General features: G+C 71.7%; 22 protein-coding genes and 2 riboswitches. Of the genes, 12 read left to right on the forward strand and 10 right to left on the reverse strand.

Going from position 1 to position 25265, the window contains the following annotated elements; all coding sequences use genetic code 11:
• Positions 1-111: 111 nt before the first annotated feature.
• The 7 genes from J4573_RS12965 to J4573_RS12995 all read left to right on the forward strand — a co-directional run bounded on the left by J4573_RS12965 (position 112) and on the right by J4573_RS12995 (position 10928).
• Complete coding sequence (locus tag J4573_RS12965) at positions 112-843, forward strand: GntR family transcriptional regulator (RefSeq protein WP_208255675.1); 732 nt, start codon at positions 112-114, stop codon at positions 841-843.
• A 78-nt stretch (positions 844-921) separates the two neighbouring features.
• Positions 922-3384 (forward strand): GcvT family protein, encoded by a 2463-nt coding sequence (locus J4573_RS56055; RefSeq protein ID WP_208255676.1) that lies wholly within the window; start codon positions 922-924, stop codon positions 3382-3384.
• A 63-nt stretch (positions 3385-3447) separates the two neighbouring features.
• Complete coding sequence (locus J4573_RS12975) at positions 3448-4809, forward strand: glutamine synthetase family protein (protein ID WP_307796609.1); 1362 nt, start codon at positions 3448-3450, stop codon at positions 4807-4809.
• A 16-nt stretch (positions 4810-4825) separates the two neighbouring features.
• Positions 4826-6184 carry an aldehyde dehydrogenase family protein gene (locus J4573_RS12980; protein ID WP_208255678.1) on the forward strand — a complete coding sequence of 453 codons (1359 nt, stop codon included), beginning with the start codon at positions 4826-4828 and terminating at the stop codon, positions 6182-6184.
• Positions 6185-6194: 10 nt separating this feature from the next.
• Positions 6195-6959, forward strand: a complete 765-nt coding sequence (locus J4573_RS12985) for a 3-oxoacyl-ACP reductase (RefSeq protein ID WP_208255679.1) — start codon at positions 6195-6197, stop codon at positions 6957-6959.
• A gap of 8 nt (positions 6960-6967) precedes the next feature.
• Complete coding sequence (locus tag J4573_RS12990) at positions 6968-7699, forward strand: gamma-glutamyl-gamma-aminobutyrate hydrolase family protein (protein ID WP_307796610.1); 732 nt, start codon at positions 6968-6970, stop codon at positions 7697-7699.
• A gap of 28 nt (positions 7700-7727) precedes the next feature.
• On the forward strand, positions 7728-10928 hold the full coding sequence (locus tag J4573_RS12995; protein WP_208255681.1) for a chemotaxis protein CheB: 3201 nt from the start codon (positions 7728-7730) through the stop codon (positions 10926-10928).
• A gap of 11 nt (positions 10929-10939) precedes the next feature.
• Here the strand turns inward: J4573_RS12995 and J4573_RS13000 are convergent, their stop codons facing one another.
• Complete coding sequence (locus J4573_RS13000) at positions 10940-12175, reverse strand: alginate lyase family protein (RefSeq protein ID WP_208255682.1); 1236 nt, start codon at positions 12173-12175, stop codon at positions 10940-10942.
• Positions 12176-12302: 127 nt separating this feature from the next.
• Positions 12303-12399: riboswitch (glycine riboswitch) on the forward strand.
• A gap of 4 nt (positions 12400-12403) precedes the next feature.
• Positions 12404-12505, forward strand: a riboswitch (glycine riboswitch).
• 72 nt (positions 12506-12577) lie between these two features.
• Here J4573_RS13000 and gcvT point away from each other — a divergent pair.
• The 4 genes from gcvT to J4573_RS13020 all read left to right on the forward strand — a co-directional run bounded on the left by gcvT (position 12578) and on the right by J4573_RS13020 (position 16933).
• On the forward strand, positions 12578-13777 hold the full coding sequence (gcvT, locus tag J4573_RS13005; protein WP_208255683.1) for a glycine cleavage system aminomethyltransferase GcvT: 1200 nt from the start codon (positions 12578-12580) through the stop codon (positions 13775-13777).
• A gap of 55 nt (positions 13778-13832) precedes the next feature.
• On the forward strand, positions 13833-14225 hold the full coding sequence (gene gcvH, locus J4573_RS13010) for a glycine cleavage system protein GcvH (RefSeq protein ID WP_208255684.1): 393 nt from the start codon (positions 13833-13835) through the stop codon (positions 14223-14225).
• Between the two features lie 2 nt (positions 14226-14227).
• Positions 14228-15484, forward strand: a complete 1257-nt coding sequence (gene glyA, locus J4573_RS13015) for a serine hydroxymethyltransferase (RefSeq protein ID WP_208255685.1) — start codon at positions 14228-14230, stop codon at positions 15482-15484.
• A 75-nt stretch (positions 15485-15559) separates the two neighbouring features.
• Entirely contained in the window at positions 15560-16933 is a 1374-nt protein-coding gene (locus tag J4573_RS13020) for an L-serine ammonia-lyase (protein ID WP_208255686.1), read from the forward strand.
• Positions 16934-16953: 20 nt separating this feature from the next.
• On the opposite strand, the gene J4573_RS13025 is transcribed toward J4573_RS13020, so the two are convergent.
• The 7 genes from J4573_RS13025 to J4573_RS13055 all read right to left on the reverse strand — a co-directional run bounded on the left by J4573_RS13025 (position 16954) and on the right by J4573_RS13055 (position 22223).
• Positions 16954-17505, reverse strand: coding sequence for a carboxymuconolactone decarboxylase family protein (locus tag J4573_RS13025; RefSeq protein WP_208255687.1), 552 nt, complete (start codon positions 17503-17505; stop codon positions 16954-16956).
• Positions 17505-18068, reverse strand: a complete 564-nt coding sequence (locus tag J4573_RS13030; RefSeq protein WP_208255688.1) for an EF-hand domain-containing protein — start codon at positions 18066-18068, stop codon at positions 17505-17507. Before J4573_RS13030 ends, J4573_RS13025 begins: the two co-directional genes overlap by 1 nt.
• A 114-nt stretch (positions 18069-18182) precedes the next feature.
• Entirely contained in the window at positions 18183-18626 is a 444-nt protein-coding gene (locus J4573_RS13035; protein WP_208255689.1) for a winged helix-turn-helix transcriptional regulator, read from the reverse strand.
• Between the two features lie 98 nt (positions 18627-18724).
• On the reverse strand, positions 18725-19888 hold the full coding sequence (locus tag J4573_RS13040) for a thiolase family protein (protein WP_208255690.1): 1164 nt from the start codon (positions 19886-19888) through the stop codon (positions 18725-18727).
• Between the two features lie 359 nt (positions 19889-20247).
• Positions 20248-21054: a maleylpyruvate isomerase family mycothiol-dependent enzyme gene (locus J4573_RS13045; protein ID WP_208255691.1), complete on the reverse strand. Its 807-nt coding sequence runs from the start codon at positions 21052-21054 to the stop codon at positions 20248-20250.
• A gap of 10 nt (positions 21055-21064) precedes the next feature.
• Entirely contained in the window at positions 21065-21601 is a 537-nt protein-coding gene (locus tag J4573_RS13050; protein ID WP_208255692.1) for a hypothetical protein, read from the reverse strand.
• A gap of 4 nt (positions 21602-21605) precedes the next feature.
• On the reverse strand, positions 21606-22223 hold the full coding sequence (locus J4573_RS13055) for a DUF6286 domain-containing protein (RefSeq protein ID WP_208255693.1): 618 nt from the start codon (positions 22221-22223) through the stop codon (positions 21606-21608).
• A gap of 175 nt (positions 22224-22398) precedes the next feature.
• Here J4573_RS13055 and J4573_RS13060 point away from each other — a divergent pair, with 175 nt between their 5' ends.
• A complete protein-coding gene (locus J4573_RS13060) occupies positions 22399-23064 on the forward strand; it encodes a LysR substrate-binding domain-containing protein (RefSeq protein ID WP_208255694.1) in 666 nt (221 codons plus the stop codon).
• On the opposite strand, the gene J4573_RS13065 is transcribed toward J4573_RS13060, so the two are convergent.
• Together J4573_RS13065 and J4573_RS13070 are read right to left on the reverse strand one after the other, a co-directional pair.
• On the reverse strand, positions 23036-23755 hold the full coding sequence (locus J4573_RS13065; protein ID WP_208255695.1) for an ABC transporter permease: 720 nt from the start codon (positions 23753-23755) through the stop codon (positions 23036-23038). The two genes, J4573_RS13060 and J4573_RS13065, sit on opposite strands and share 29 nt — an antisense overlap.
• Positions 23752-25239, reverse strand: coding sequence for a DUF1349 domain-containing protein (locus J4573_RS13070; protein WP_307796611.1), 1488 nt, complete (start codon positions 25237-25239; stop codon positions 23752-23754). The genes J4573_RS13065 and J4573_RS13070 overlap by 4 nt, the downstream gene beginning before the upstream one ends.
• Between the last annotated feature and the right edge of the window lie 26 nt (positions 25240-25265).

Consider the following 25265-nt stretch of genomic DNA (forward strand, 5'->3'; position numbering starts at 1 on the left):
GTTCCGGAAGTCTGCGACCGGCACAGTCGAGCGTCAAGAGGGCGTTAACGGATTTTTCTGGTCAACCTTTTCCCCTTTTGGTCAGACCAAATCTGTGTTAGAAAACCGCCCATGACCGACGAGACGGACGACTCACGCCGGAGCCGGGCGTGGGAGGGCGTGGTCGAGGCGATCCGGCAGGGCGGCTACCTGCCCGGCGACCGGCTGCCGCCCGAGCGCGAGCTCGCCGACCGGCTCAACGTGAGCCGGGCGACGCTCCGGCTCGCGCTGCACGACCTGGAACGCGGGGGCGTGGTCGTGCGACGGCCGGGGCGCGGCGGCGGCACGTTCGTCGCCGCGCCCAAGGTCGAACGCGACCTCGGCAGCTTCGCCGGGCTCGGCGAGTACATCCGCCGCCAGGGCCTGGTCGCCGGTGCGCGCGTGCTGTCGGTCAGCCTGAACGTCGCCGAGCCCGCGACCGCCGAGGCGCTGCGCATCGAGGCCGGCGAGGCGGTCATCGCCATCACGCGGGTGCGGCTGGCGGGCGGCGAGCCGATAGCGCTCGAACGGTCCCGCTTCCCGGCCCGCCGCTTCCCCGACCTGGCCGAGCAGGCGCTCGGCGGGTCCCTCTACGACCTGCTGCGTGACAAGTACGGCGAGACGCCCGAGCGCGCGGTCGAGCGGATGGAGCCGGTCGCCGCCGACGACGAGACGGCGGGCCTGCTCGACGTCGCGCCCGGCACCCCGCTGCTCGCGGTCGAACGCGTCGCCTACAACGCGGCGGGCGAGCCGATCGAGCACGCGCACGACCTCTTCCGCGGCGACCGCACCCGCGTCGTCGTCTGGACCACCCCCGAGCACTGAGCCCCCCAGCACTGAGCCCCCCGGCACTGAGCCCCCGAGCACTGAGCCCCCGGAACATCGAGGGAAGGAGCGACGACCGTGGCCAAGAGCCTCCCGGAACGCGCCCGCATCGTCATCATCGGCGGCGGCGTGGGCGGTACGAGTATCGCCTACCACCTGGCCGAGCTGGGCGAACGCGACGTCGTGCTGGTCGACCGCGCCGACCTGACCAGCGGCTCCACGTTCCACTCGGCGGGCCTGGTCGGGCAGTTGCGCGCCGACCCGACGCTGACGCGGATGAACATGTACTCCGTGGAGCTCTACCGCAGGCTCCAGGAGACCGAGACGCCGCCGGGCTTCGTGGAGTGCGGCGGCATCCGGCTGGCCGGGACGCCGGAACGGATGGAGGAGATCCGCCGCCAGATCGGCTGGGCGCAGACCTTCGGGCTGCCGCTGGAGGAGATCTCTGCGGACGAGGCCGAGTCGATGTTCCCGCTGATGAGCACGGACGGGGTGCTCGGCGGCGCGCATCTGGCGACCGACGGCTACGTCGACCCGTCCCAGCTCACCTACTCGCTCGCGGCTGGTGCACGGGCGGGCGGCGTCCAGACGTTCACCCACACGCGGGTGCTCGGGATCGACGTGCGCGAGGGCCGCGTCACCGGCGTGCGGACCGACCGCGGCGACATCGAGGCCGAGATCGTCGTCAACGCCGGCGGCATGTTCGCGGCGGAGATCGGGCGATTGGCCGGGGTACGGATCCCGATCGTTCCGATGTCGCACCAGTACCTGATCACCGAGCCGATGCGCGAACGCGCCGGCGGCGGTGGCGACCGGCTGCCGACCCTGCGCGACCCCGACAACCTCGTCTACTTCCGCGAGGAGGTGGACGGCCTGCTCATGGGCGGGTACGAGCGCGACTCGGCGTCCTGGTCGCTGGCCCACGACGGCGCTTATGACGCGATCCCGCCGGACTTCAACGGGCGGCTGCTCGCCGAGGACTGGGACCGGTTCGAAGAGATCACCGCCAACTCGCAGCTGCGCGTGCCCGCGATGGCCGAGGCCGGGATCCGCAAGCTCATCAACGGGCCCGAGGCGTTCACCCCCGACAACGAGTTCTGCCTCGGCGAGACCGAGGTGGCGGGGTTCTTCGTCGCGGCCGGGTTCTGCGCGCACGGCATCGCGGGCGCGGGCGGCATCGGCAAGGTCATGGCCGAGTGGATCGTGGCGGGCGAGCCGTCCATGGACCTGTGGCACATGGACGTGCGGCGGTTCGGCGCGCACTACCGTTCGCCCGGCTACACGCTCAAGCGCACGGTCGAGAACTACGAGACCTACTACGACATCCCTTACCCGGGCCGCGAGCGCACGGCGGGCCGCCCGCTGCGCGTCTCCCCCGCGTACGGATGGCACGAGGCGAACGGCGCGGTCTTCGGCGAGAAGTCCGGCTGGGAACGGGTGAACTACTACGAGCCGAACGCGGCGGCCGGGGACGGGTCGCTGCGGCCGCGCGGCTGGGCGGGGCGCAACTGGTCACCGGCGGTCGAGGTCGAGCACATGGCCACCCGGACGAGCGCGGGCCTGTTCGACGAGTCGTCGTTCGCCAAGATCGAGGTGACCGGGCCGGGGGCGGCGCGGCTGCTGGAGTGGCTGTGCGACAACGAGGTGGCGCGCGGGGTCGGGGACGTCACCTACACCCAGTGCCTCAACTCGCGCGGCGGCATCGAGTGCGACTTCACGGTGACGCGGACCGCGGGCGACGCGTTCCTCATCGTGACCGGGACCGCGTTCGGGGCGCACGACCTCGGCTGGATCCGCGGGCACGCGCCCCGCGACGGTTCGGTGCGGGTCGCCGACGTGACCGGGCAGTACGCGTGCTTCGCGCTGTGGGGCCCGCGGTCGCGCGAGATCCTGTCCGCACTGACGCCGGACGACCTGGGCAACGACGCGTTCCCGTACATGACCTCGCGGGAGATCACGGTCGGCGACGTGCCGGTGCGGGCGCTGCGCGTGACGTTCGCCGGCGAGCTGGGCTGGGAGCTGTACTGCTCCAGCGAGTACGGCGCGGCGCTGTGGCGGACGCTGGAGGCGACCGGCGCGACGCCCGGCGGCTACCGGGCGATCGACAGCCTGCGGCTGGAGAAGGGCTACCGGGTCTGGGGCGTCGACATCTCCCCCGACCACACGCCCTACGAGGCGGGCCTGGGCTTCTGCGTGAAGCTCGACAAGGCGGGCGGCTTCCTCGGGCGGGACGCTCTGGTAGCCGCCAAGGAGCGAGGGGTCACGCGCCGCCTGCGCTGCCTGATGCTGGACGACCCCCGCGCGATCTGCCTCGGCAACGAGCCCGTACGGGTCGCGGGCGCGGACGGCGAGGTGGTCGGGCGGGTGACGTCGGGCGGCTTCGGCTACGCGGTCCGCTCGTCGATCGCCTACGCCTACCTCCCGGCCGAGCACGCCGCGTTCGGCACCAAGGTCGAGGTGGAGATCTTCGGCGAACGGGTGACGGGCATCGTGGCGCGTGAGCCGCTGTACGACGCGAAGAGCCTCAAGGTCAGATCTTGACACTCGTGAACTGGCGGTAGATAAATGGGATCGAAACAGACCATTAGCCCCCGGGAGAGATCCGTGCCGAACCAAGGTCTGCTCACCCTGGAAGACCTCCGCGTCGAGGCGGCGGACGGCCGGATCGACACCGTCATCATCGCGATCACCGACATGCAGGGCCGCCTGCAGGGCAAGCGGCTGTCCGCCCGGTTCTTCCTGGAGGAGATCGCCGGGCACGGGTCCGAGGGCTGCAACTACCTCCTGGCCGTCGACGTCGACATGAACACCGTCGACGGCTACGAGATGTCGTCCTGGGACCGCGGCTACGGCGACTTCGTGATGCGCCCCGACATGAGCACGCTGCGCCGCATCCCCTGGCAGGAGGGCGCCGCGCTGGTCTTCGCCGACCTCGGCTGGGAGAACGGCGACGACGTGCTCGCCTCGCCCCGGCAGATCCTGCGCCGCCAGCTCGCGCGGCTGGCCGAACGCGGCTGGGGCGCCTACGTCGGCACCGAGCTGGAGTTCATCGTCTACCAGGACTCCTATGAGACCGCCTGGAGCAAGAACTACCGCGACCTGGTCCCGGCCAACCAGTACAACGTCGACTACTCGCTGCTCGGCGGCGCGCGCGTCGAGCCGCTGCTGCGCCGCGTCCGCAACGGGATGGCGGGCGCCGGGATGTACGTGGAGTCGGCCAAGGGCGAGTGCAACCTCGGCCAGCACGAGATCGCCTTCCGCTACGCCGAGGCCCTGGCCACCTGCGACAACCACGTGCTCTACAAGACCGGCTCCAAGGAGATCGCCTCCCAGGAGGGCATGTCCATCACGTTCATGGCCAAGCCGAACGAACGCGAGGGCAACTCCTGCCACATCCACATCTCGCTGCGCGCCGATGACGGAACGCCGGTGATGGCGGGCGACGGGCCGTTCGGGCTGTCCAAGGTGGGCGAGCACTTCATCGCCGGGCAGCAGGCGTGCCTGCGCGACTTCACGCTGATGTACGCGCCGAACATCAACTCCTACAAGCGCTATCAGCCCGGTTCGTTCGCGCCGACCGCCATCAAGTGGGGCGTCGACAATCGCACGTGCGCGCTGCGCCTGGTCGGGCACGGCCCGTCCCTGCGCATCGAGAACCGGGTGCCGGGCGGAGACGTCAACCCTTACCTGGCCGTGTCGGCGCTGATCGCCGCCGGTCTGCACGGCATCGAGAACGAGCTGCCGCTGGAGGAGCCCTACACGGGCAACGCGTACGCGACCGATGCCGAGACCGTCGTGCCCACGCTGCGCGACGCCGCCGTCGACTGGGCGGGCAGTGCCCTCGCCGAGCAGGCGTTCGGCAAGGAGGTCGTCGAGCACTACAGCAACTACGCGCGGGTGGAGCTGGACGCCTACGACCGCGCCATCACCGACTGGGAGCTGCGCCGCGGCTTCGAGCGTCTCTGAGCCCCGGGGAACCCTCATGCGCTTCGATGTGATCAACCCGGCGACCGAGGAGGTCGTCGAGACGGTGGCCCTCGCCTCGGCGGAGGAGACCGACGCGGCGGTGGAACGCGCCAAGCGCGCGTTCGCGTCGTGGCGCGCGGTCGCGCCGGGCGACCGGGCACGGCTGCTGCGCGCGTTCGCCGCCGAGGTGGACGCCCACCTGGAGGAGCTCGCCGCGCTGGAGGTGCTGAACGCCGGCCACCCGATCGGGCAGGCCCGCTGGGAGGCGGGCAACCTCCGCGACGTGCTGCAGTACTACGCGGCCGCGCCCGAACGGCACCTCGGCCGGCAGATCCCGGTGCCGGGCGGCCTGAACGTCACCTTCCACGAGCCGCTCGGCGTCGTCGGCGTCATCGTGCCGTGGAACTTCCCGATGCCGATCCTGGGCTGGGGCGTCGCCCCGGCGCTGGCGGCGGGCAACGCCGTCATCGTCAAGCCCGCCGAGCTCACCCCGCTGACCGCGCGCCGCGTCGGCGAGCTCGCGCTCGCCGCCGGGATACCCGAGGGCGTGCTGCAGATCCTGCCGGGCGAGGGCCCTGTCGCGGGGCGGCGGCTGGTCGACCACCCGGACGTACGGAAGATCGTGTTCACCGGGTCGACGCGGGTCGGCAAGGAGATCATGGCGGCCTGCGCGCCCGGCGTGACACGGCTGACGCTGGAGCTCGGCGGCAAGAGCGCCAACATCGTCTTCGCCGACGCCGATCTGGAGAAGGCCGCCGCGACCGCGCCGTACTCGGTCTTCGAGAACGCGGGCCAGGACTGCTGCGCGCGCTCGCGCATCCTCGTGCAGCGGCCGGTCTACGACCGGTTCATGGAGCTGCTGGAGCCCGCGGTGAAGGGCGTCGTCGTCGGCGACCCGCGCGAGGACACGACCGAGGTCGGACCGCTGATCAGCGCGACCCAGCACGCCCGCGTCGCCTCGTACGTGCCCGCGGAGGCGATCGCCTTCCAGGGCTCCGCGCCGGACGGGCCGGGCTTCTGGTTCACTCCGACCGTGCTCGCCGGGCCCGGCGCCACAGCACTGCCGGCCTGGCGGGACGAGGTCTTCGGCCCGGTGGTGACGGTCGCGCCGTTCGACGACGAGGCCGACGCGATCCGGATCGCCAACGACACCGCCTACGGGCTGTCCGGCTCGATCTGGACCCGCGACATCGGCCGGGCGCTGCGCACCGCACGCGGCGTCGAGGCCGGCAACCTCTCGGTGAACTCGCACTCCTCGGTCCGCTACTGGACCCCGTTCGGCGGGTTCAAGCAGTCCGGGCTCGGCCGCGAGCTCGGCCCCGACGCGCTGGACGCGTTCACCGAGCTCAAGAACGTCTTCATCGCCACCGAGTAGGAGCACACATATGCAGCGTTTGCAGGACCGGGTCGCGGTCGTGACCGGCGGCGCCGGCGGCATCGGGCTGGCCACCGCGCGGCGGTTCGCCCAGGAGGGCGCCAAGGTCGTGGTGGCCGACCTGGACGAGACCGGCGGGCAGGCCGCCGCGCAGGAGGTCGGCGGCCTGTTCGTGAAGGTGGACGTGACGTCGGAGGCCGAGGTCCAGGCGCTGTTCCGCACCGCCAAGGAGACCTACGGCAGCGTCGACATCGCGTTCAACAACGCGGGCATCTCGCCGCCCGACGACGACTCGATCCTGGAGACCGGCCTGGACGCCTGGAAGCGCGTCCAGGAGGTCAACCTCACCAGCGTCTACCTGTGCTGCAAATACGCGCTCCCCTACATGCGCGAGCAGGGCAAGGGCTCCATCATCAACACCGCCTCGTTCGTCGCGGTGATGGGCGCGGCCACCTCGCAGATCTCCTACACCGCGTCCAAGGGCGGGGTGCTGGCGATGTCGCGCGAGCTGGGCGTGCAGTTCGCGCGCGAGGGCATCCGCGTGAACGCGCTCTGTCCCGGGCCGGTGGACACGCCCCTTCTCCGGGAGCTGTTCGCCAAGGACCCCGAACGGGCCGCGCGGCGCCTGGTCCACGTGCCGGTGGGGCGCTTCGCCGAGGCCTCCGAGATCGCCGCCGCCGTGGCGTTCCTGGCCTCAGACGACGCCTCGTTCATCACCGCGTCCGAGTTCCTGGTGGACGGCGGCATCTCCGGCGCCTACGTCACCCCGCTGTAATGGCGGCCATGCGACCTTCCACAACATCGCGTCCGGTCATCGGCATCACCTGTTACGTCGAGCCCGCCCGTTTCACCGTGTGGGACATGAAGGCGGCGCTGCTCCCGTTCTCCTACATCGACCAGGTCGAGCGGGCGGGCGGCCAGCCGGTCATCCTGCCGCCGGTCGGCGACCCCGCCTGCACGCTCGACCGGCTGGACGGGCTGATCCTGGCGGGCGGCGGGGACATGAACCCGGCCGCCTACGGCGAGGCGCCGCACGAGAGCGTCACCCACGTCCGCGACTTCCGCGACGACGCGGAGCTGTCGCTGGTGCGGGCCGCGCTGGACCGGGACCTGCCGTTCCTCGGGATCTGCCGCGGCCTGGAGGTGCTGAACGTCGCGCTCGGCGGCTCGCTCCTCCAGCACCTCCCCGACAAGGTCGGCACGACGGTGCACTCCCCCGCGCCCGGCGAGTACGGCCTGCATCCCGTCCGGGTCGAGCCGGGCACGCGGGTCGCAGCCGCCACGGGCGTCACGGCCACCGGCGTCACCGAGGCCCAGGTCGCTCACTACCACCATCAGTCCATCGACCGGCTCGGCGAGGGAATGGTGGCCACGGCCTGGGCGCCCGACGGTGTCATCGAGGCCGCCGAGCTCCCCGGCCGTCCCTTCGCGCTGGGCGTCCAATGGCATCCCGAGGTCGGCGACGACCCCACCCTGTTCACATCCTTCATCGGCGCCGCGCAACACCTGGCTTGAGGCAGGCGGGCACGGCAATAATCGGAGAATGCCTGGTTCGCGCGAGCGGGCGAAGATCGACATAGTCGCCCTGGTGGCCTCCGCGGGTGGCATGGGCGCCCTGACGGCCGTCCTGCGGAACCTTCCCGTGGGCCTGCCCGTGCCCGTCGTGATCCAGCAGCATCTGGGCGGCAAGGCGACCGTTCTGCCTACGCTGCTCGGACGCCACACCAGCCGCGAGATCGGCTGGGCGATCGACGGCGCGCTCCTCAAGCCGGGCGAGGTGGTGATCTGCCCGGCGGGGATGCGCACGGAGGTGCTGCCGGACGCGACCTGCTCGCTGACCCCGGTGGGCCCGCCGGGCACCCGGGCGCACTCGCACGATCTCCTGCTGTCCTCGCTCGCCGACTCCTTCGGGCCGCGGGCCCTGGCCGTCGTCCTCAGCGGGTCGGGCAATGACGGGGCCGCGGGGACGGCCCGGCTGACCGCGGCCGGTGGGCTCGTGATCGCGCAGAGCGCGAACACCGCCGAGCACGACTCGATGCCGCGCGCCGCGGCGGAGGCCGGGGCCGCCCTGGTCCTGGACCTGCACGAGATCGGCGCCGCCATCGCGGGGATCGTGGACGGCGAGCCGGTCCCGCTGTCCCAGGCCGAGGCCCAGGCGATCGACGAGGCGTTCGGCGGGCCGTCGGTCATGGAACGCGCCGCCCGCGGCCTCGACTGGGCGAACACGCCGCTCGGCCCGGTCGGCTCCTGGGAGCCCGCGCTGCGGACGATGGTGCGCACGGTCATGGCCTCGCCCCGGCAGACCAGCCTGCTGTGGGGCGAACAGCACGTCCTGATCTTCAACGACGCCGAGCTGGCGACCGGCGGCGACGAGCACGCGCGGCGGTTCGCCCTGCCGCTGCTGGACGGGCGGCCGGAGCTACGGCCGTCGATGGAGCCGGTGTTCCGCCGGGTGCTGGACGGGGAGACCGTGGAGCTGTCCACCCTCCTGTGGACGGTGCCCCGGCGCGGCGGGCCCGGGCACGCGTGGTTCGACGTCTCGTTCACGCCCGTGCGCGACGCGCACGGCGAGGTCACCGCGATCCTGCGGGCGTCCACCGAACGCACGACCGAGGTCCTGGCGGCCCGGCGGCTGCGGGCGCTCCAGCGGCTCGCGGCCCTGCCGACCGCGCGGAACGATCGTGAGGCCCTTGAGGGAATCGTCTCCGTGCTCGCCGAGGAGCCCGACGTGCTGTTCGCCGTGGCCTACCTGGTCCAGCCGTCGCAGCCGCGCGCGGACCTGGCCGGGGCCGCCGGCGTCCACGCGAACGGGCCGCTCGCGCGGCGGGAGCTGCGGCTCGCGCCGGGCGACGGCTGGCCGCTGGACCAGGCGCTCACGCGACGCGCTCCGATCGTGGTCGACGACATCGCCGTGCGCTTCCTCAGCGCGCCGGACGCGGTGGACACGGTGGACGCACCCGGGCCCGAGCGCGCCGTCGTCCACCCGCTCGTGGACGAGGCGGCGGACCAGGCCGCCGGCGCGCTGATCCTCGGCACGGACCCTCGGCTGCCGTTCGACGGGCCGTACCGCGAGTTCCTGACGCTCGTCGCGCGGATCGCCGCCGGGCGGCTGGTCGAGGCGCGCTCGTGGCGGCGGATGGAGGAACTGTCGGAGCTGGAACGGGCGCGGGCCGACTTCTTCTCCAACGTGTCGCACGAGTTCGGGACGCCGCTGACGCTGATGCTTGGGCCGCTGGAACAGCTACGGCGCGACCCCGGCCGGCCCGCCGCCGAGCGGATGGCCGACGTGGAGCTGGTCGACCGCAACGCCAGGCGGCTGCTGCGGCTCGTCGCGACGCTGCTGGACCTGTCGCAGGCCGGGCGGCCGAACGCCTCGTTCGTCCGGGTCGACCTGGGCGCGCTGACCGAGGAGATCGTCGCGGCGTTCGGCGGCGCCGCCGAACGCGCCGGCCTGGCGCTGGTCGTCGAGGTTCCCCCGGCGCCCGCGCAGGTCACGGTGGACGTGGAGATGTGGGAGAAGATCGTCTCCCACCTGCTGTCCAACGCGCTCAAGTTCACCTGGAACGGCTCGGTGGAGGTCGCGCTGCGGATCCTGCCGAGGCACGCCGAGCTCACCGTCCGCGACACCGGCGTCGGCATCCCCTCCGCGGAGCTGCCGTACGTCTTCCAGCGCTTCCACCGGGTCCGCGAGACGCGCGGCCGCAGCAACGAGGGCGCCGGGATCGGCCTTTCGCTCGTGCACGAGCTCGTCCGCGTCCACACGGGGCGCATCCGCGTCACGAGCGAGCCGGGCAGCGGGACGACGTTCACCGTCTGGATCCCCAGCGACGCGCCCTTCCGCGACGAACCCGGCGACGCCGCGCCGAAGCCCGTCGGGAGCGTGGCGGCGATGATGGCCGACGAGGCCGACCGCTGGGACCCCGAACGCGAGACCGCGGACCTGGACCATGACCTCGCCGCAGACGCCGGGAACGCCGGCGATCCGGGGCGGCGCGCGCCGGGCGCGCGGATCCTGGTCGTCGACGACAACGCCGACATGCGCGAGTACCTGGCCCGGCTGCTCGGCGCCTCCTGGCAGGTCGTCGAGGCCACCGACGGCGACCGGGCGCTGGAGCTGGCCGTACGGGAGCCGCCCGACCTGCTCCTGGCCGACGTGCGGCTGCCGGGCATGGACGGCTTCACGCTGCTACGCAAGATCCGTTCCGACCCCGCGCTGACGGGGCTGCCGGTCATCCTGCTCACCGCGCGGGCCGGCGAGGAGACCGCGATCGAGGGGCTTCTCGCCGGCGCGGACGACTACGTCGTCAAGCCGTTCACCGCCAGGGAGCTGCTCGCGCGCGTGGGCGCACAGCTGGTGCTCTCGCGCACCCGCCGCGCCGTCGAGGAACGGCTGCTGCTCGTGATGGAGACCGAGAACGTCGGCGTTCTGTACTTCGACCCGACCGGGACCGTGGTCGACGCCAACCAGGCGTTCCTGAAGATGACCGGCTACACCCGCGAACAGGTCGACCGGCGGAAACTCCACTGGCAGGAGATGACGCCGCCGGAGTGGATCGCGGTCAGCGACGCCCAGATGGTCAACCTCGACGCCACCGGCCGGATCGGGCCCTACGAGAAGGAGTACTTCATGGCCGACGGCAGCCGGCGCTGGATGCTCTTCGCCGGCCGCGCCCTCGGGGACGGGACCATCTCGGAGTTCTGCATCGACATCACCGACATCAAGAACCGGGAGTCCCGCAGTTAGGTCGCGCGGTCCTAGGGCACGCCCGCGTGGGTGAGGGTCTCCCAGCCGAGGAAGTAGCTGACACCGGCGGGACGGCCCGCCAGCACGAGCTTCCTGGTGCTGGGCAGCGCGACGGCCATGTGACCGGCGTACTGGTTGTAGCCGACCTCCAGGACCGGGCCGAGACCCTTCTTCAGCTTTCCCTTGCACAGCCACGAGGGAGTGGTCTTGGCCTGCTGGAGCTTGGCGTGGAACTCCAGCGCCTTGGTGAGCCGCTCCTTCTGCTCGCCGTAGAGGTCGAGGCCCTGCAGCCGGGCGGTCTCGGCGGTGTGGACCGCGGCGCCCAGGCCCCAGCCGGTGTGGCCGAAGTCGCGGCAGGTCTCCTGCGCGAGGCCGTCCACGAAGGTCGACTGGCCCTGCCAGTACTTGATCACCTTGGCCCGGGTGTTCATGGCGGCCGGTGCCTTCGGCAGGGCGCCGTCCTTCTTCAGGTAGACGTACATCGGGACGCGTTTGCGCCAGGTGGCCACGGCGCGGTCGAACGAGGCGCGGTCGTCCAGGAAGACGGCGATCGACGACGCGGCGTCGGTCATGATCAGTTCCCAGTTGCCGTTCTTGGTCGCCGCACCCTTGATCACCGTCGGCAGGTAGACGGTGCGGAGCAGGGTGGCGAAGCGCGCCCGGCCGGGCCAGGACACCTTGCCGGTGTGGGCCATGAGCTCGGCGGCGCGGCCGAAGTCGGCGCCCGCCCAGCCGGTCTGGAGCGGCGCGTTGCTGTTGGTGTGCTGCTTCAGCACCTTGGCCCAGGCGTCCATGATCTCGATGGCCTTGCGGGCGTGCCTCTGGTCGCCGTTGATCGCGAAGATCAGCGCGTGCGTGTAGGCGGCCATCGCGTCGTCACGCTCGTCGGAGCAGCCGTGATCGGGATTGGAGCTCGACCCGCACTCGACCACGGCGCGCGGCCGGGGCTTGGCGGTCAGCGAGGCGTACTTGCTGGCCTTGGCCGTGTCGAACGCCTTGGTCCACGGCTGCTTCCTGGCCTTGATCCTGGCCCGGACGTAGGCGAGCTGCTTGCCGCCGACCAGCACGCCAGGGTGGCTGAACTCAGCGGGCGCGGCGGCCTGCGCGACGGCGGCCTGGGCATCCTGGGCGGCGCTCACCGAACGTGCCGTACGGCCGTCCCCGCGGCTCAGGGTGACGGCGAGCGCGGCGGCCAGCGCGGCCACCAGGCCCACCACGATCCATACTCGGTGGCGGCTCAGCGTCATCGCCATCCCCTTAGACCGGGTTCGGGAGCTTGATCATGAATCCGAACATGGAACCGGTATGCGGTGGTCGCGTCAAGGCCGGCGGTGGTCGGGCCGCGTATGCGCTGCTAGCCTGGCTCCCAGCCAATGATCCCGTGCGGGAGAGTGCCCTGGCAGCCGGTCAGGGACGCCGAAGGAGCAACTCCTCCCCGGAACCTCTCAGGCCCACGGACCGCGCGGACCAGGCGACCTCTGGAAAGCGGGGACCTTCACGGTCCCCCGCCGAAGGTGAAAGCCCCGCAGTACGGGCGATGCCCGCGGGGTGAAGCTCTCAGGCGCCGATGACAGAGGGGGAGGCACCGCCGACCCGGTGCGCGAGTGGGACCATTGGATCACGCGCGCCCGCGACCAAGGAGCCGACCCATGTCCGCCGCAGAATCCTCAAGCACGGGGACCGTGAAGAAGACGCCGCTGTACGACGTCCATCAGGACCTCGGCGCCAACCTCGTCGACTTCGCCGGCTACTACATGCCGCTGCGCTACGCGAGCGAGACCGCCGAGCACAAGGCGGTCCGCAGCGGGGCCGGCCTCTTCGACCTCTCCCACATGGGTGAGATCTTCCTGTCCGGGCCGCAGGCCGGGGACGCCCTCGACCACGCCCTGGTCGGCAACCTCTCGCCGATGAAGGTGGGCAAGGCCCGCTACACCATGATCTGCGCGCACGACGGCGGCGTCCTCGACGACCTGATCGTCTACCGGCTCGCCGACGAGGTCTGGATGGTGGTCGCCAACGCCGCCAACGTCCGCGTCGTACGGGAGGCGCTGATCGAGCGCGCCGCCGGGTTCGAGGCCGTCGTCGACGACCGTTCCGACGCGTACGCGCTGATCGCCCTGCAGGGGCCGGACGCCCAGGGGATCCTGACCGGGTTCACCGACGCGCCGCTGGCCGACCTGAAGTACTACGCGATCCTGGCCGGCAGTGTTACCCGAGGGGGGACGACCCCCCACACCCCCCGCGGCGAAGAGGCGGCTTCGCCGGTAGGCGCCGAACGCGTCGCCGGGATCGACGTCCTCATCGCCCGCACCGGCTACACCGGCGAGGACGGCTTCGAGCTGTTCGCCGACGCCGGCGACGCGGTCGCGATCTGGCAGGAGCTGGCCAAGGTCGAGGGCGTCGTGCCGTGCGGGCTCGCCTCGCGCGACTCGCTGCGCCTGGAGGCCGGGATGCCGCTGTACGGCAACGAGCTGACCGCCGAGACCTCCCCGTTCGAGGCGGGCCTCGGCCGGGTCGTGAAGCTGGACAAGCCCGGCGACTTCGTCGGCAAGGCCGCGCTCGCCGCGCAGGCCCAGACCCCGCCCGGCCGGCGCCTGGTCGGGCTGGTCGCGCAGGGCCGCCGGGCGCCGCGCAAGGGGTACGAGGTGGTCACGTCGGACGGCACGCCGTGCGGTGTCGTGACGAGCGGCGCTCCTTCGCCCACACTGGGCAAGCCGATCGCCATGGCCTACGTCGACAGCGCCGTGCTGGACACCGAGCCGGCGGCCGGTCTGGCGGTGGACGTGCGCGGCCGGCGGGAGCCGGTCGACGTCGTGGACCTGCCCTTCTACAAGCGTCAAGCGTCCTGAGAGTTCTGAGAAGACAGCGTTCTGAGAAGACCTGGATCTGGGAGAGAGAACAATCGTGAGCGTTCCGGAGCAGCTCCGTTACAGCGAAGAGCACGAGTGGGTGTCGGGTCTCGAGGGTGAGGGCGGCGGCATCGTCACCGTCGGCATCACCCAGCACGCGGCGGACGCGCTGGGCGAGATCGTCTACCTCGAGCTGACCCCCGGCGAGGGCGACACCGTGGAGGCGGGCGAGACCTGCGGCGAGGTCGAGTCGACCAAGTCGGTCAGCGACCTGTACTCCCCGGTGAGCGGCGAGATCACGGCGATCAACTCGTCGGTGATCGACGAGCCCAAGGTGATCAACGACGACCCGTACGGCGAGGGCTGGATCTTCAAGGTGCGGGTCAGCGACGAGCCCGGCGACCTGCTGGACGCCGAGGCCTACAACAAGCTGATCGAGGAGAGCTGAGCATGACGCTGTTCGACTCCCTGGCCACCGTCGACCCCGAGGTGGCGGAGGCGGTCGGCCAGGAGCTGAACCGCCAGCAGTCCACGCTCGAGATGATCGCCTCGGAGAACTTCGCGCCGGTCTCGGTGCTGGAGGCGCAGGGTTCGGTCCTCACCAACAAGTACGCCGAGGGCTACCCGGGCAGGCGCTACTACGGCGGCTGCGAGTACGTCGACGTCACCGAGCAGCTGGCGATCGACCGGGCCAAGGCGCTGTTCGGCGCCGAGCACGCGAACGTGCAGCCGCACAGCGGCGCGCAGGCCAACACCGCGGTCTACTTCGCCCTGCTCCAGCACGGCGACACGATCCTCGGGCTGGACCTGGCGCACGGCGGGCACCTCACGCACGGCATGCGGCTGAACTACTCCGGCAAGACGCTGAACGTGGTGCCCTACCACGTGCGCGCGGAGGACGGCCTGGTCGACATGGACGAGGTGGCGGCACTGGCGGCCGAGCACCAGCCCAAGATGATCGTGGCGGGCTGGTCGGCGTACCCGCGGCAGCTGGACTTCGCCGCGTTCCGCGAGATCGCCGACTCGGTCGGCGCGCTGCTGATGGTCGACATGGCGCACTTCGCGGGCCTGGTGGCCGCGGGCCTGCACCCGTCGCCCGTGCCGCACGCCGACATCGTGACGACCACGACGCACAAGACGCTCGGCGGTCCGCGCGGCGGCCTGATCCTCGCCCGCGAGGAGTACGGCAAGAAGATCAACTCCGCGGTCTTCCCCGGCATGCAGGGCGGGCCGCTGGAGCACGTGATCGCGGCCAAGGCGGTGGCGCTCAAGGTCGCCGCCTCCGACGAGTTCAAGGACCGCCAGCGGCGCACGATCGACGGCGCCCGGATCCTCGCCGAGCGGCTGCTCGCCGAGGACTCGGCCAAGGCCGGCGTGAAGGTGCTCACCGGCGGCACGGACGTGCATCTGGTCCTGGTCGACCTGGTGGACTCCGAACTCACCGGCCGCGACGCCGAGGACCGGCTGCACTCGGTCGGCATCACGGTGAACCGCAACGCGGTGCCGAACGACCCGCGCCCGCCGATGGTGACGTCGGGGCTGCGGATCGGTACGCCCGCGCTGGCGACCCGCGGGTTCGGCGCCGACGACTTCCGCGAGGTGGCGGACGTCATCGCGCTGGCCCTCCAGCCGTCCTTCGACGCCGAGGCACTGTCGGCTCGGGTCAAGGCGCTGGCGGACAAGCACCCCCTGTACCCCAACCTGTAGTGACGCGGCTCCCCGCCGTTCGCTCGGCGGGGAGCCGGCTACGACGGCGTAGCCAAGCAGTGACGAGGTAGCACCATGGCGATCAGCGTTTTCGACCTCTTCAAGATCGGTATCGGCCCCTCCTCCTCCCACACCGGCGGCCCGATGGCCGCGGCCCACCGCTTCGCCCGCGGCCTCGACCGCGACGGCATCCTGGAGAAGACGGCCACCGTCCAGGCGACCCTCTACGGATCACTCGGCCTCACCGGCAAGGGTCATGGCAGCGACAAGGCCGTCATGCTGGGCCTTGAGGGCGACAAGCCCGAGCAGGTGGACGTCGACACCGCCGACGACCGCGTCGCGGCGATCCGCGAGCGCGGCACCCTCAATCTCTTCGGCCACCACGACATCCCGTTCGTGGTCGGCGAGCACCTGGTCTTCGAGCGCAAGCAGTCGCTGCCGGGCCACCCGAACGGCATGCGCTTCACCGCCCTCTCCCCCGACGGCACCGAGCTGCGTTCCAAGGTCTTCTACTCGGTCGGCGGCGGCTTCATCGTGGACGAGAACGCCACCGGCGCCGACCGCATCAAGCCCGACGACACCGTTCTGCCGCACCGCTTCGACACCGCCGCCGAGTTGCTGGAGCGCTGCCGCGAGACGGGCCTGTCGATCTCCGCGCTGATGATGGAGAACGAGAAGGCGTTCGGCCGCACCGAGGGCGAGATCAAGACGGGCCTGATCGACCTGTGGCACGTCATGCAGGCCTGCGTGGAGCGCGGCTGCACCCGCGAGGGCCTGCTCCCGGGCGGGCTCAAGGTCCGCCGCCGCGCGCCCCAGCTGCACCGGCAGCTGTCCTGCGAGGAGCCCGCCGACCCGCTGCACGCGATGGACTGGGTGACGCTGTTCGCGCTGGCCGTCAACGAGGAGAACGCCGCGGGGGGCCGCATCGTCACGGCCCCCACCAACGGCGCCGCCGGGATCATCCCGGCCGTGCTGCACTACTACGCCAAGTTCGTTCCCGGCGCCTCCGACGAGGGCGCCGTCCGCTTCCTCCTCACCGCCGGAGCCATCGGCGTCCTGTTCAAGCAGAACGCCAGCATCTCCGGCGCCGAGGTCGGCTGCCAGGGCGAGGTCGGCTCGGCCTGCTCGATGGCCGCCGCGGGCCTCACCGAGGTCATGGGCGGCACGCCCGAGCAGGTCGAGAACGCCGCCGAGATCGGCATCGAGCACAACCTCGGCCTCACCTGCGACCCGGTGGGCGGCCTGGTCCAGGTCCCGTGCATCGAACGGAACGCGGTGGGCGCCATCAAGTCGATCAGCGCCACCCGCATATCGCTGCGCGGCGACGGCCGCCACTTCGTCTCCCTCGACCGCGCCATCAAGACGATGCGCGACACCGGCCGGGACATGCTCGACAAGTACAAGGAGACCAGTCGCGGCGGCCTCGCCGTCAACGTCATCGAGTGCTGACCCTCATCCGGCGCTGAACCTCATCGGCCGCTGACGATGCGCGTGGCCTCGTCGGCGAGCTGATCGCCGACGGGGTCCACGTCGATGTCGAGGGTGACCATCAGCCCGGCCAGCATCGTGTAGTAGCCCACGACCAGGACGAGCTCGGTGATCTGCCGCGCCGGGAAGTGCCGCAGCAGTCCGTCGATGTCGGTGACCGGCTGTCTCATCAGCAGCCGGTCGGCCAGCCCGAGGGCGAGCCGGTCCGGTCCGGCGAAGGCGTCCAGGTCCAGGTCCCGTACGGCCCGGATCTGCTCGTCGCCCGCGCCGACCCGCCGCGCGAACGGCTCGTGCTGGATCCACTCGTAGTCCGCGCCGGTCCGCCGCGCCACCCACAGGATGGTGAGCTCCCGGATCCTGGCGTCCAGTTCCAGGGTGGTCAGCAGCGCCCGGCCGAGGCCGATGATCGGCGCCGTGGTGGTCGGCGCGTGCGCCGCCATCGTGAAGATGTTGAGCGGTGCGGGCAGCGCGGCGATCGCCTCTTCGGCCTCGGGCGGCAGCGCCGTGAGGTCGGGGAACGGGATCCGCGCCATCAGAGGGTCCCGAACATCGCGTTGCCCGGGGCGTTCGGGTCGAGGCTCAGGTAGAAGTCCCGGTCGGCCTCGAAGACCTCCTGAACGGTCAGGTAGCCGTCGCCGTCGGTGTCGACGAGCGTGAAGAAGGTGTCGGCCTCCTCGTCGCTGATGCCCATGCCGCGGCCGAGGGCGCGTACCTCGTCGGGCGAGAGCCGCCCGTCGCCGCTGGTGTCGGCGAGCGCGACGACGGCCTTGGTGACGGGCAGGATGGCGCGTTCGAAGCCGCCGTCCCTGTTGAGCACGCCGCCGACCACGGCGTTCTGGAACTCCTCCGGGCTGACCCGGCCGTCGCCGTCGGTGTCGGAGGTCATCGCGAGGGCGCGCCACAGCACCTGGTAGCCGCGCCGCAGGGCGACGGCCCGCTCGGAGCCGGGCGGCTCGTCGAAGATCTGGAGGATCCGGTCGACCAGCTTGTCGTAGTCCTCCCCGGTGATGTAGCCGTCGCCGTCGAAGTCCAGGAGCTGGAACCGCTTGGCGAGCTTGCGCGCGATCAGGGTGTCCACCGCGTGGGCTGTCCTCAATCTTCTTCCTTCCCTCGTGACGCACAGTGAAGATCTGTGTCTCACTTAACGACAGGGAGTGAGATCGGTACAGGGAACCGTTCGTCATGGTCGGAACGGTTCACAGGCCGGGCGTCAGGACGTTCGGGCGCCCCGGCCCTCGGGGTGGCCGCCCTCGCTCGCCGGGCGGCCGCAGTGGCCGCAGACCAGGACGGGGTCGAGGCGTTCGCCGCAGGTGTGGATCCAGCGGACCGGCGGGTCCTCGGGGTTCAGGTGCCGGTCGCCCCACTTCATGAGGACGGCCAGCACGTCGCTCAGCTCGCGGCCGGCGGAGGTCAGGTGGTACTCGTGGCGGGCGGGGTGCTCGCTGTAGAGCTCGCGCCGGATCAGCCCGGCGGCCTCCAGCTTGCGGAGCCGGACGGTGAGGATGTCGCGGGACGCGCCGGTGTTGCGGGCGATGCCGTCGAAGCGGCGCACGCCGTAGATCAGCTCCCGGATGACCAGCAGCGTCCAGCGCTCGCCGACGACCTGGAGTGCGTCGGCGACCGAGCATTCGCGCGGGTCGGCGTCCTTGGGCATAGCGATCAGCATAGGTGGGCGGGCCGGCCGGAACGGCCGGCCCGCGGTGTCCTCCGAGGGGGGACGACCCCCCACACCCCCCGCATCGCTTCGCGGTGTCAGAGGAGCTCGAGAACGGTCGCGTTGGCCAGGCCGCCCGCCTCGCACATGGTCTGGAGTCCGTAGCGGGCGCCGCGGTCCTCCATGGCGTGCACGAGGGTGGTCATGATGCGGGCGCCGCTGGCGCCGAGCGGGTGGCCGATGGCGATCGCGCCGCCGCGCACATTGACCTTGTCCAGGTCGGCGCCGGTCTCGTGCTGCCAGGCCAGCACGACGGGCGAGAACGCCTCGTTCACCTCGAAGAGGCCGATGTCGGCGAGCGAGAGGTTCGCGCGGGCCAGCACCTTCTCGGTGGCGGGGATGATCGCGGTGAGCATCAGCAGCGGGTCGTCGCCCACGACGGCGAACGAGTGGAAGCGGGCGCGCGGGCGCAGGCCGAGGCGGCGGGCGGTCTCGGCCTCCATGGTGAGCAGCGCGGCGGCGCCGTCGTTGATCGGGGAGGCGTTGCCCGCGGTCACCTGCCAGGTGATCTCGGGGAACCGCTCCTCGAACATCGGGTGGTGGTAGGCGGGCTTCAGCCCGGCGAGCGCCTCCAGGGAGGTTCCCGGCCGAATGGTCTCGTCGCGCTGCCCCGTCCAGGCGACCTCGCGGTCGAACTCGCCGCGCTCCCACGCGGCGGCGGCGCGGCGGTGCGACTCCAGCGCGAACGCGTCCAGGTCGGTGCGGTCGAGCTTCCAGCGGGCGGTGATCAGCTCGGCGCTGATGCCCTGGCCGACCAGGCCCTCGGGGTAGCGGCCCGCGAGGTTCTTGCCGAACGGGTCGCTGCCGGGCAGGACGTTGCTGCCCATCGGCACGCGCGACATCGACTCGACGCCGCACGCGATCGCGATGTCGTACGCGCCACTGATCACGCCCTGCGCGGCGAAGTGCGCGGCCTGCTGGGACGAGCCGCACTGGCGGTCGACGGTGGTGGCCGGGACGCTCTCGGGGAAGCCGGCGGCGAGCACGGCCTGGCGGGTGGCGTTGATCGCCTGCTCGCCGACCTGGGTCACGACGCCGCCCACGACGTCGTCGACCTGCGCCGGGTCGATGCCGGCGCGCTCGACCAGCGTCTGGAGCGTGCGGGCCAGCAGGTCGACGGGGTGCTCGCCGTGCAGCGCACCGTTCGGCTTGCCCTTACCCACCGGCGTGCGGACCGCCTCGACGATCACCGCGTCTCTCATGGCCGACCTCCTCAGTCTGGTTTTCCTACTCACTGGTAGTGAGTGTGCGCCTGAGAGTTGGAAAACACAACCGACCGACCGCGTGGCGGCCGTCACACACATGAACAAGGGCCGTGGTGAACGTTCTCACCACGGCCCTCGGCTGGGACGGGCCTCAGTGGAAGGGGCCCGAGTAGTTGTCCGTAGTTGCCCCCTGTGCGTCGAAGGGCTCCGACTTCGAGCCACCGTTTCCTGGAGCATCAAGCAAGCCTGTTCCCCCGTTCCCCTCGACGTAGAGCGGTCACTTCGGACAGTAGCCCAGCAATCCGGAGACTTGGGGATTCATGACCCCAATAACACCCAAAGCCCTCACCAAGGTGTCAGGGTGTGACGGACATGTTGGACAGCACGCGCGAGCCCAGGTCGGCGTCGCCCTCGACCTCGACATCGAAGGCCTGCGGCTCGCACCGGCCCGCCGCCAGTCGCGTGTAGGCCTCCCAGTCCATCCGCAGCGACACCGTCGGGGTGCCCTCCACCTCGTCCGCCAGGCGCCCGCGGCCGTCGTCGCCCACCTTCACGAACGCCGTGAACGGCTGCTCGCGGCCGACGCGGAACTCCACCGACTGACCCGGCTTCGCGCCCGCCCGCTTGGCGACCACGACCGGCAGCCCGGGACGCAGGATCGTCAGCGCGCACGCGGCGGCGGGCGCGTCCAGGTTGCCCGGACGGCCGACGGCCCGGCGGACGTCCTGCTCGTGCACCCAGCAGTCGAACGCGCGGAACACCATGAACATCGAGTACGGCACCTGGCGCCCGGTCGGCGCCGTCGTCAGCCCCTCCGGATCGATCTCCGGCAACCGCGCCATCCGCCGCTCGAGCACGTCGCGCAACTCGGCGAGCACCTCCTCGCCCGGCCTCCCCCGCCGCGCGTCGACGCCGACCTCGAGCATCCGCCCGAAGTCGTTGCGCACGTACGGCAACCCGTCCGGCAGCACGTGGTCGGGAGCGGGATCGCCGAGCAGCGCCGCCTCCACGCTGACCAGGTGCGAGACGACGTCCTTCACGCTCCAGCCCGGGCACTCGGTCGCCAGGTCCCACTCCGCGGTGCCGAACGACTCGCACAGCTCGATCGTGGACCGCAGCGTCTGCTCGAAGGCCGCGACGTTCGCCGACATCTCGGAAGTCATGGCGGCAACACTAGGACAGGCGTGCCTCGCGGTATACAAGGCGGAAGCGGACGACCACGGTGAGATCGTCCATCCCCATCGCCGCGCGGTAGCGCGCGGTGGGACCGAGTTCGAGCCCGCGGTAGACCTCGCCCAGCGGCGCGTCCTCGTCGCACAGCACGGTCATCACCAGCCGCGGCCTGGCCTTCGTCCCGGTGAGGCGGAGCTTCACGTCCTCGACGCCCGGCAGCACGCGGGCGTCCCGCAGCAGGTCGCCGCCCGCCGCACGCGCGAGCATCCGGGTCGGGCCGTCGAGCGCGGGCCGCAGCCGGCGGACGCCGTCGCGGCTCTGCCGCGTCACCCACACCAGCCCGGCGAGCATCACGGCCTCGCCGGCGCCCGCGACGACCGGCCAGAACCAGCCGGTCGTGTCCGCGTACCGCCCGGCCGCCGGATCCAGCACGGGCCGCGCCGCGGGCCCGGGGCCGAACAGGCCCAGCCCCACGCACAGCGCCGCCACGCCCGCGCCCAGCAGCACCAGCCCGGTCACCGCGATCCCGGCTCGCATCCGCCTAGTCCTTCCGCCAGCTGAGCCGTACGACCACGTACCGCTCGTTCATCAGACCCACGCCGCCCATGCGGCCGATCACCGAGGTCCGCACCAGGTCGGCCAGGTTGGCGGGGTTGCGATAGCCGGTGCCCGCCCACACCACGACTCGTCGCCGCCGCTTGGAGCGGCCCCTCAGCCGCACCTTCGCCTTGTCCACCCCGGGAACGTCCAGCGCCGCGTGCATGAGGACCCGCTGCATCGCCGAACGGGCCAGCGCACCCGCGACCCGCGGGTCTCCGCCGCGCAGCGCGATCGGCCGAGGCCTGCCCGGCAGCGCCGCCACCAGCAGCAGGACGCCGGTCAGGACCATGACCCCAGCTGCCAGCAGCACCCAGGGCGAGTTCCAGTCCGTCCGGCGCAGGATGTCCACCAGCCGCTGGACCGCGGGGTTCCACCGGGGCAGGCCGATAGTGAGCGTGAGCGCCTCGGCCGCGACGACGGTCCCGGCCAGCGTGACCGCGAGCCCGGTGACCAGCCCGACCGCCGAACGGCGCGGCCGGAACTCTTGCACGGCAAGGCGCCGGGCGCGCTGGCGGACCTCCGCCTCGCCCATCAAATCCGTGATCAGCGTCTCGCCCATGACCACCCCCGTGAAGCATTCGGCGATTACACGGGCGCCGTTACCCATAGTGAGGCAATGTCACCGTCCGGGCCGGGTAAGCGCGTCGGCGTGTCACCGATTCCCCTTCACGACCTCCAGCCCAAAGCCCGCCCAACCTGCACGAATCGGCGCGCGTCAGCGGCCGAGGGCCTCGATGACCAGGCGGGCGACGGCCGTCGCCGAGGTCCGGCGGATGGCGCAGGGGCTGTCGGTCGGCTATTTCGGCTCGTTCATCGACGTCCTGGACGAGCTCGTCCGCGTCTACAAGGGACGGGACTCCGGCCGCGAAGTGCGGGTCCGCGAGATCCACTGGGCGGACATGCTCGGGCCGCTGCGCCGGGGCGAGGTCGACGTCCAGCTCACCTCCTCGCCCCTCGACCAGCCCGACCTGGTCACCGGCCCGGTCGTCGCCGAGTACCCGCGGGTCCTGGCGATCTCCAGCGCGCATCCGCTGGTCGCCGCGGCGGGGACCTCGCCGGTGACGGTGGAGGATCTCGCGGGGGTGACCATGGTGCGGCCGCACGAGTCGGTGCCCCCGGAGCTGGCCGCGGCCTTCATGCCGCCGCCGGCCACGCCGAGCGGCCGTCCCATCCCCCGCGGCCCGATCGCCCGCAGCCACCACGAGATGCTGAACTTCGTCGCGCGCGGCGACGGCGCCTACCTCACCTGCACGGCCACGACCCTCCACTACGCGTATCCAGGCGTGGCGTTCCTCCCGTTCGCCGGCCTGCCCCCGGCCCGCGCGGTCCTCTACTGGCGCCGCGGGACCGAGACCGACCGGATCCGCGATCTCATCGACGCAGCCGGAGCCAGCCGGTGAGGAGGGCGGTGGCGGTCCAGGCGGCCAGGACGCCTAGGCCCGCCCACGGGCCGATGGGCTGGTCGTGCAGGTCGGTGGTGACCTGAACGGCGAGCCCGGCGCTCATCGGCGCGACCTGCTGGAGCAGGCGCTGCCAGTGCGGGTCGCCGATCGTCCGGGCGATGATCGGGACGAGGTAGAGCAGGCCGAGGACGACCCCGATGCTGGTCGCGGAATCCCGTACGGCGGTGGCGACGCCGAGGCTGAGCAGGGCGATGAGGATCAAGTAGAGGACCGACCCGGCGACCGCACGCGGCGTCGGCTCGTGGGTGATGGGCGGAGCGGGGAGGATGAGCCGTCCGGCGATGAACGCGCCGAGGACCGCGACGGTTCCGGCGGCCGTCACGGCGGCTGTGAGCGTGATGGCCTTGGCCGCCAGGACGTTCATCCGGCGCGGCATCGCCGTGAGCGTGGTCTGGATCATGCCCGAGCCGAACTCGCCGCTGATGACCAGCACGGCCAGGACCGCGACCAGGGCCTGGCCGAGTTCGACGCCGATGAGGCTGAGCCGGGTCGGGTCGTCGGTGTTCGTGACGACCGAGGCCGCTGCGGCGCTGAGGGCCACGGTCGCGACGATGGTGCCGAGCAGCAGCCACGCGGGGGCGGCGACCGTCCGCAGTTTGGTCCACTCGGCGTGCAGGGCGAGCCTCATGCGTCCCTCCTGCGGAGAAGGACGGCCGCTGCGGCCAGGCTGACCGCCGCGTAGGCGGCCAGGACCGCGAAGCCCTCCCAAGGGGCCAGGGGGTAGTAGCCGTTGTAGGGCGAATAGATGCTCGTCACCTGGTGGTATTCGACGAGCGTCTGCTGGAGGGCGAGTGCCGCGGCCGGTGTCACCCGGGTCAGCCAGTCGGAGGCGCTCGCGGGCATGAACGGGATGGCGATCAGGAAGTAGGGCAGCACGACGGCCACGATGACGGTCGCGACCGCGCCGGCGCTGTGGCGGAACGCGGTGCCTGCGGCGAGGGCCATGACCGCGACGGTCGCGAGCAGCGCGGCGGTGCCGAGTTCGACGCGCAGTTCGGTCCACGCCGTCGCCGGGAAGACGACGACGCCGTTGGAGCGGGCGAGGTGTTCGCCGAGCGGCAGCGCGACGGCCGTCCCCACGAACCCGGCGACGAACGTGACGCCTCCCAGCACGAGGGCCTTGGCCACCAGGACTCGGGCCCGATGCGGGCTGGCGGCGAGGGTGACGCGGATCAGGCTCAGCCTGTACTCGGAGGTGACGAACAGCGCTCCGACGACGATCACCGCGATGAGGGCGGGGAACGTGCCGGTGAGGATCTCGCCGAGGGTGCCGCCGGTCGGCAGGCTGTCGCGGACGGCGGGCGCCAGGTCACCGGCCCCGGTCACCGTGAAGCCGCCGGATCCCGCGCCGGATCGGGTGAACGAACCCGACGTGCCCTGCGGGTAGCCGGCGAAGGTCGGAGATGTGGCTCCCACCTGGTCGCCTGTCCAGGCGCCAGGGGCCCAGCCTCCCTGCGTTCGGAGATCCTTGAAGGCGGCGGTGGAGACGCTGGGCACCGTCCCCATGCCTCGTGGGGAGGGCGGCGACGCGACGAAGAGCCCGCCTTGGACGGTCGGGCCGAGCCCGTTCACATGGACGGTGCCCACCTTGGTCCAGTGCGTGCCGTCGGCGGAGGCGTGGCCGGTGACCTCGTCGCCTGAACGATCCAGCCGCAGCCAGCGCGGAGACGCGCCGGGGACGATGCCTGCCGTGTCGTTGACGAAGTCGTTCTGCATCCGGACGCCGTGGCCGCCGGTCAGCATGATCGCCGCGTAGGGCGATCCTTGACGGCTGCTCCCCCTGATGATGAGCCCGGCCTTCGCCCACGGCACGACGCCCGGCTTCATGTGCTCGGGGCCCTGGGGAACGCTGCTCTTGAGCGTGGACACCGAGACGGTGACGCTGCCGTTCCCCGCCAGCGGCCGGTGTACGAAGTAGAAGGTGTCGGTGACCGGCTCACCGCCCGGCCCGACCGGAACGGGCGGTGACCCGCTCTGATCGCTGCTCGCCCCGGCGAGCAGGGCGACCAGGACCACCATCAGCGCGGCGGCCGCCATGCCGAGCACCCATCCGCGCACGGTCCGGAACTTGGTCCATTCCGCACGCACCACCTGCAGAAAGTCTTGTTTCACGGCGTCTCCCGGCCTCGTTCATCGGT

Source organism: Actinomadura barringtoniae, from assembly GCF_017573505.1.
Lineage (GTDB): Bacteria > Actinomycetota > Actinomycetes > Streptosporangiales > Streptosporangiaceae > Spirillospora > Spirillospora barringtoniae.

Bases quoted from the DNA above. Each gene is read 5' to 3' on its own strand.
- J4573_RS12965 (WP_208255675.1), top strand. From the start codon at position 112: ATGACCGACGAGACGGACGACTCACGCCGGAGCCGGGCGTGGGAGGGC.
- J4573_RS12980 (WP_208255678.1), top strand. From the start codon at position 4,826: ATGCGCTTCGATGTGATCAACCCGGCGACCGAGGAGGTCGTCGAGACG.
- J4573_RS12985 (WP_208255679.1), top strand. From the start codon at position 6,195: ATGCAGCGTTTGCAGGACCGGGTCGCGGTCGTGACCGGCGGCGCCGGC.
- J4573_RS12990 (WP_307796610.1), top strand. From the start codon at position 6,968: ATGCGACCTTCCACAACATCGCGTCCGGTCATCGGCATCACCTGTTAC.
- J4573_RS12995 (WP_208255681.1), top strand. From the start codon at position 7,728: ATGCCTGGTTCGCGCGAGCGGGCGAAGATCGACATAGTCGCCCTGGTG.
- J4573_RS13000 (WP_208255682.1), bottom strand. From the start codon at position 12,175: ATGACGCTGAGCCGCCACCGAGTATGGATCGTGGTGGGCCTGGTGGCC.
- gcvT (WP_208255683.1), top strand. From the start codon at position 12,578: ATGTCCGCCGCAGAATCCTCAAGCACGGGGACCGTGAAGAAGACGCCG.
- glyA (WP_208255685.1), top strand. From the start codon at position 14,228: ATGACGCTGTTCGACTCCCTGGCCACCGTCGACCCCGAGGTGGCGGAG.
- J4573_RS13020 (WP_208255686.1), top strand. From the start codon at position 15,560: ATGGCGATCAGCGTTTTCGACCTCTTCAAGATCGGTATCGGCCCCTCC.
- J4573_RS13025 (WP_208255687.1), bottom strand. From the start codon at position 17,505: ATGGCGCGGATCCCGTTCCCCGACCTCACGGCGCTGCCGCCCGAGGCC.
- J4573_RS13035 (WP_208255689.1), bottom strand. From the start codon at position 18,626: ATGCCCAAGGACGCCGACCCGCGCGAATGCTCGGTCGCCGACGCACTC.
- J4573_RS13040 (WP_208255690.1), bottom strand. From the start codon at position 19,888: ATGAGAGACGCGGTGATCGTCGAGGCGGTCCGCACGCCGGTGGGTAAG.
- J4573_RS13045 (WP_208255691.1), bottom strand. From the start codon at position 21,054: ATGACTTCCGAGATGTCGGCGAACGTCGCGGCCTTCGAGCAGACGCTG.
- J4573_RS13050 (WP_208255692.1), bottom strand. From the start codon at position 21,601: ATGCGAGCCGGGATCGCGGTGACCGGGCTGGTGCTGCTGGGCGCGGGC.
- J4573_RS13055 (WP_208255693.1), bottom strand. From the start codon at position 22,223: ATGGGCGAGACGCTGATCACGGATTTGATGGGCGAGGCGGAGGTCCGC.
- J4573_RS13060 (WP_208255694.1), top strand. From the start codon at position 22,399: ATGACCAGGCGGGCGACGGCCGTCGCCGAGGTCCGGCGGATGGCGCAG.
- J4573_RS13065 (WP_208255695.1), bottom strand. From the start codon at position 23,755: ATGAGGCTCGCCCTGCACGCCGAGTGGACCAAACTGCGGACGGTCGCC.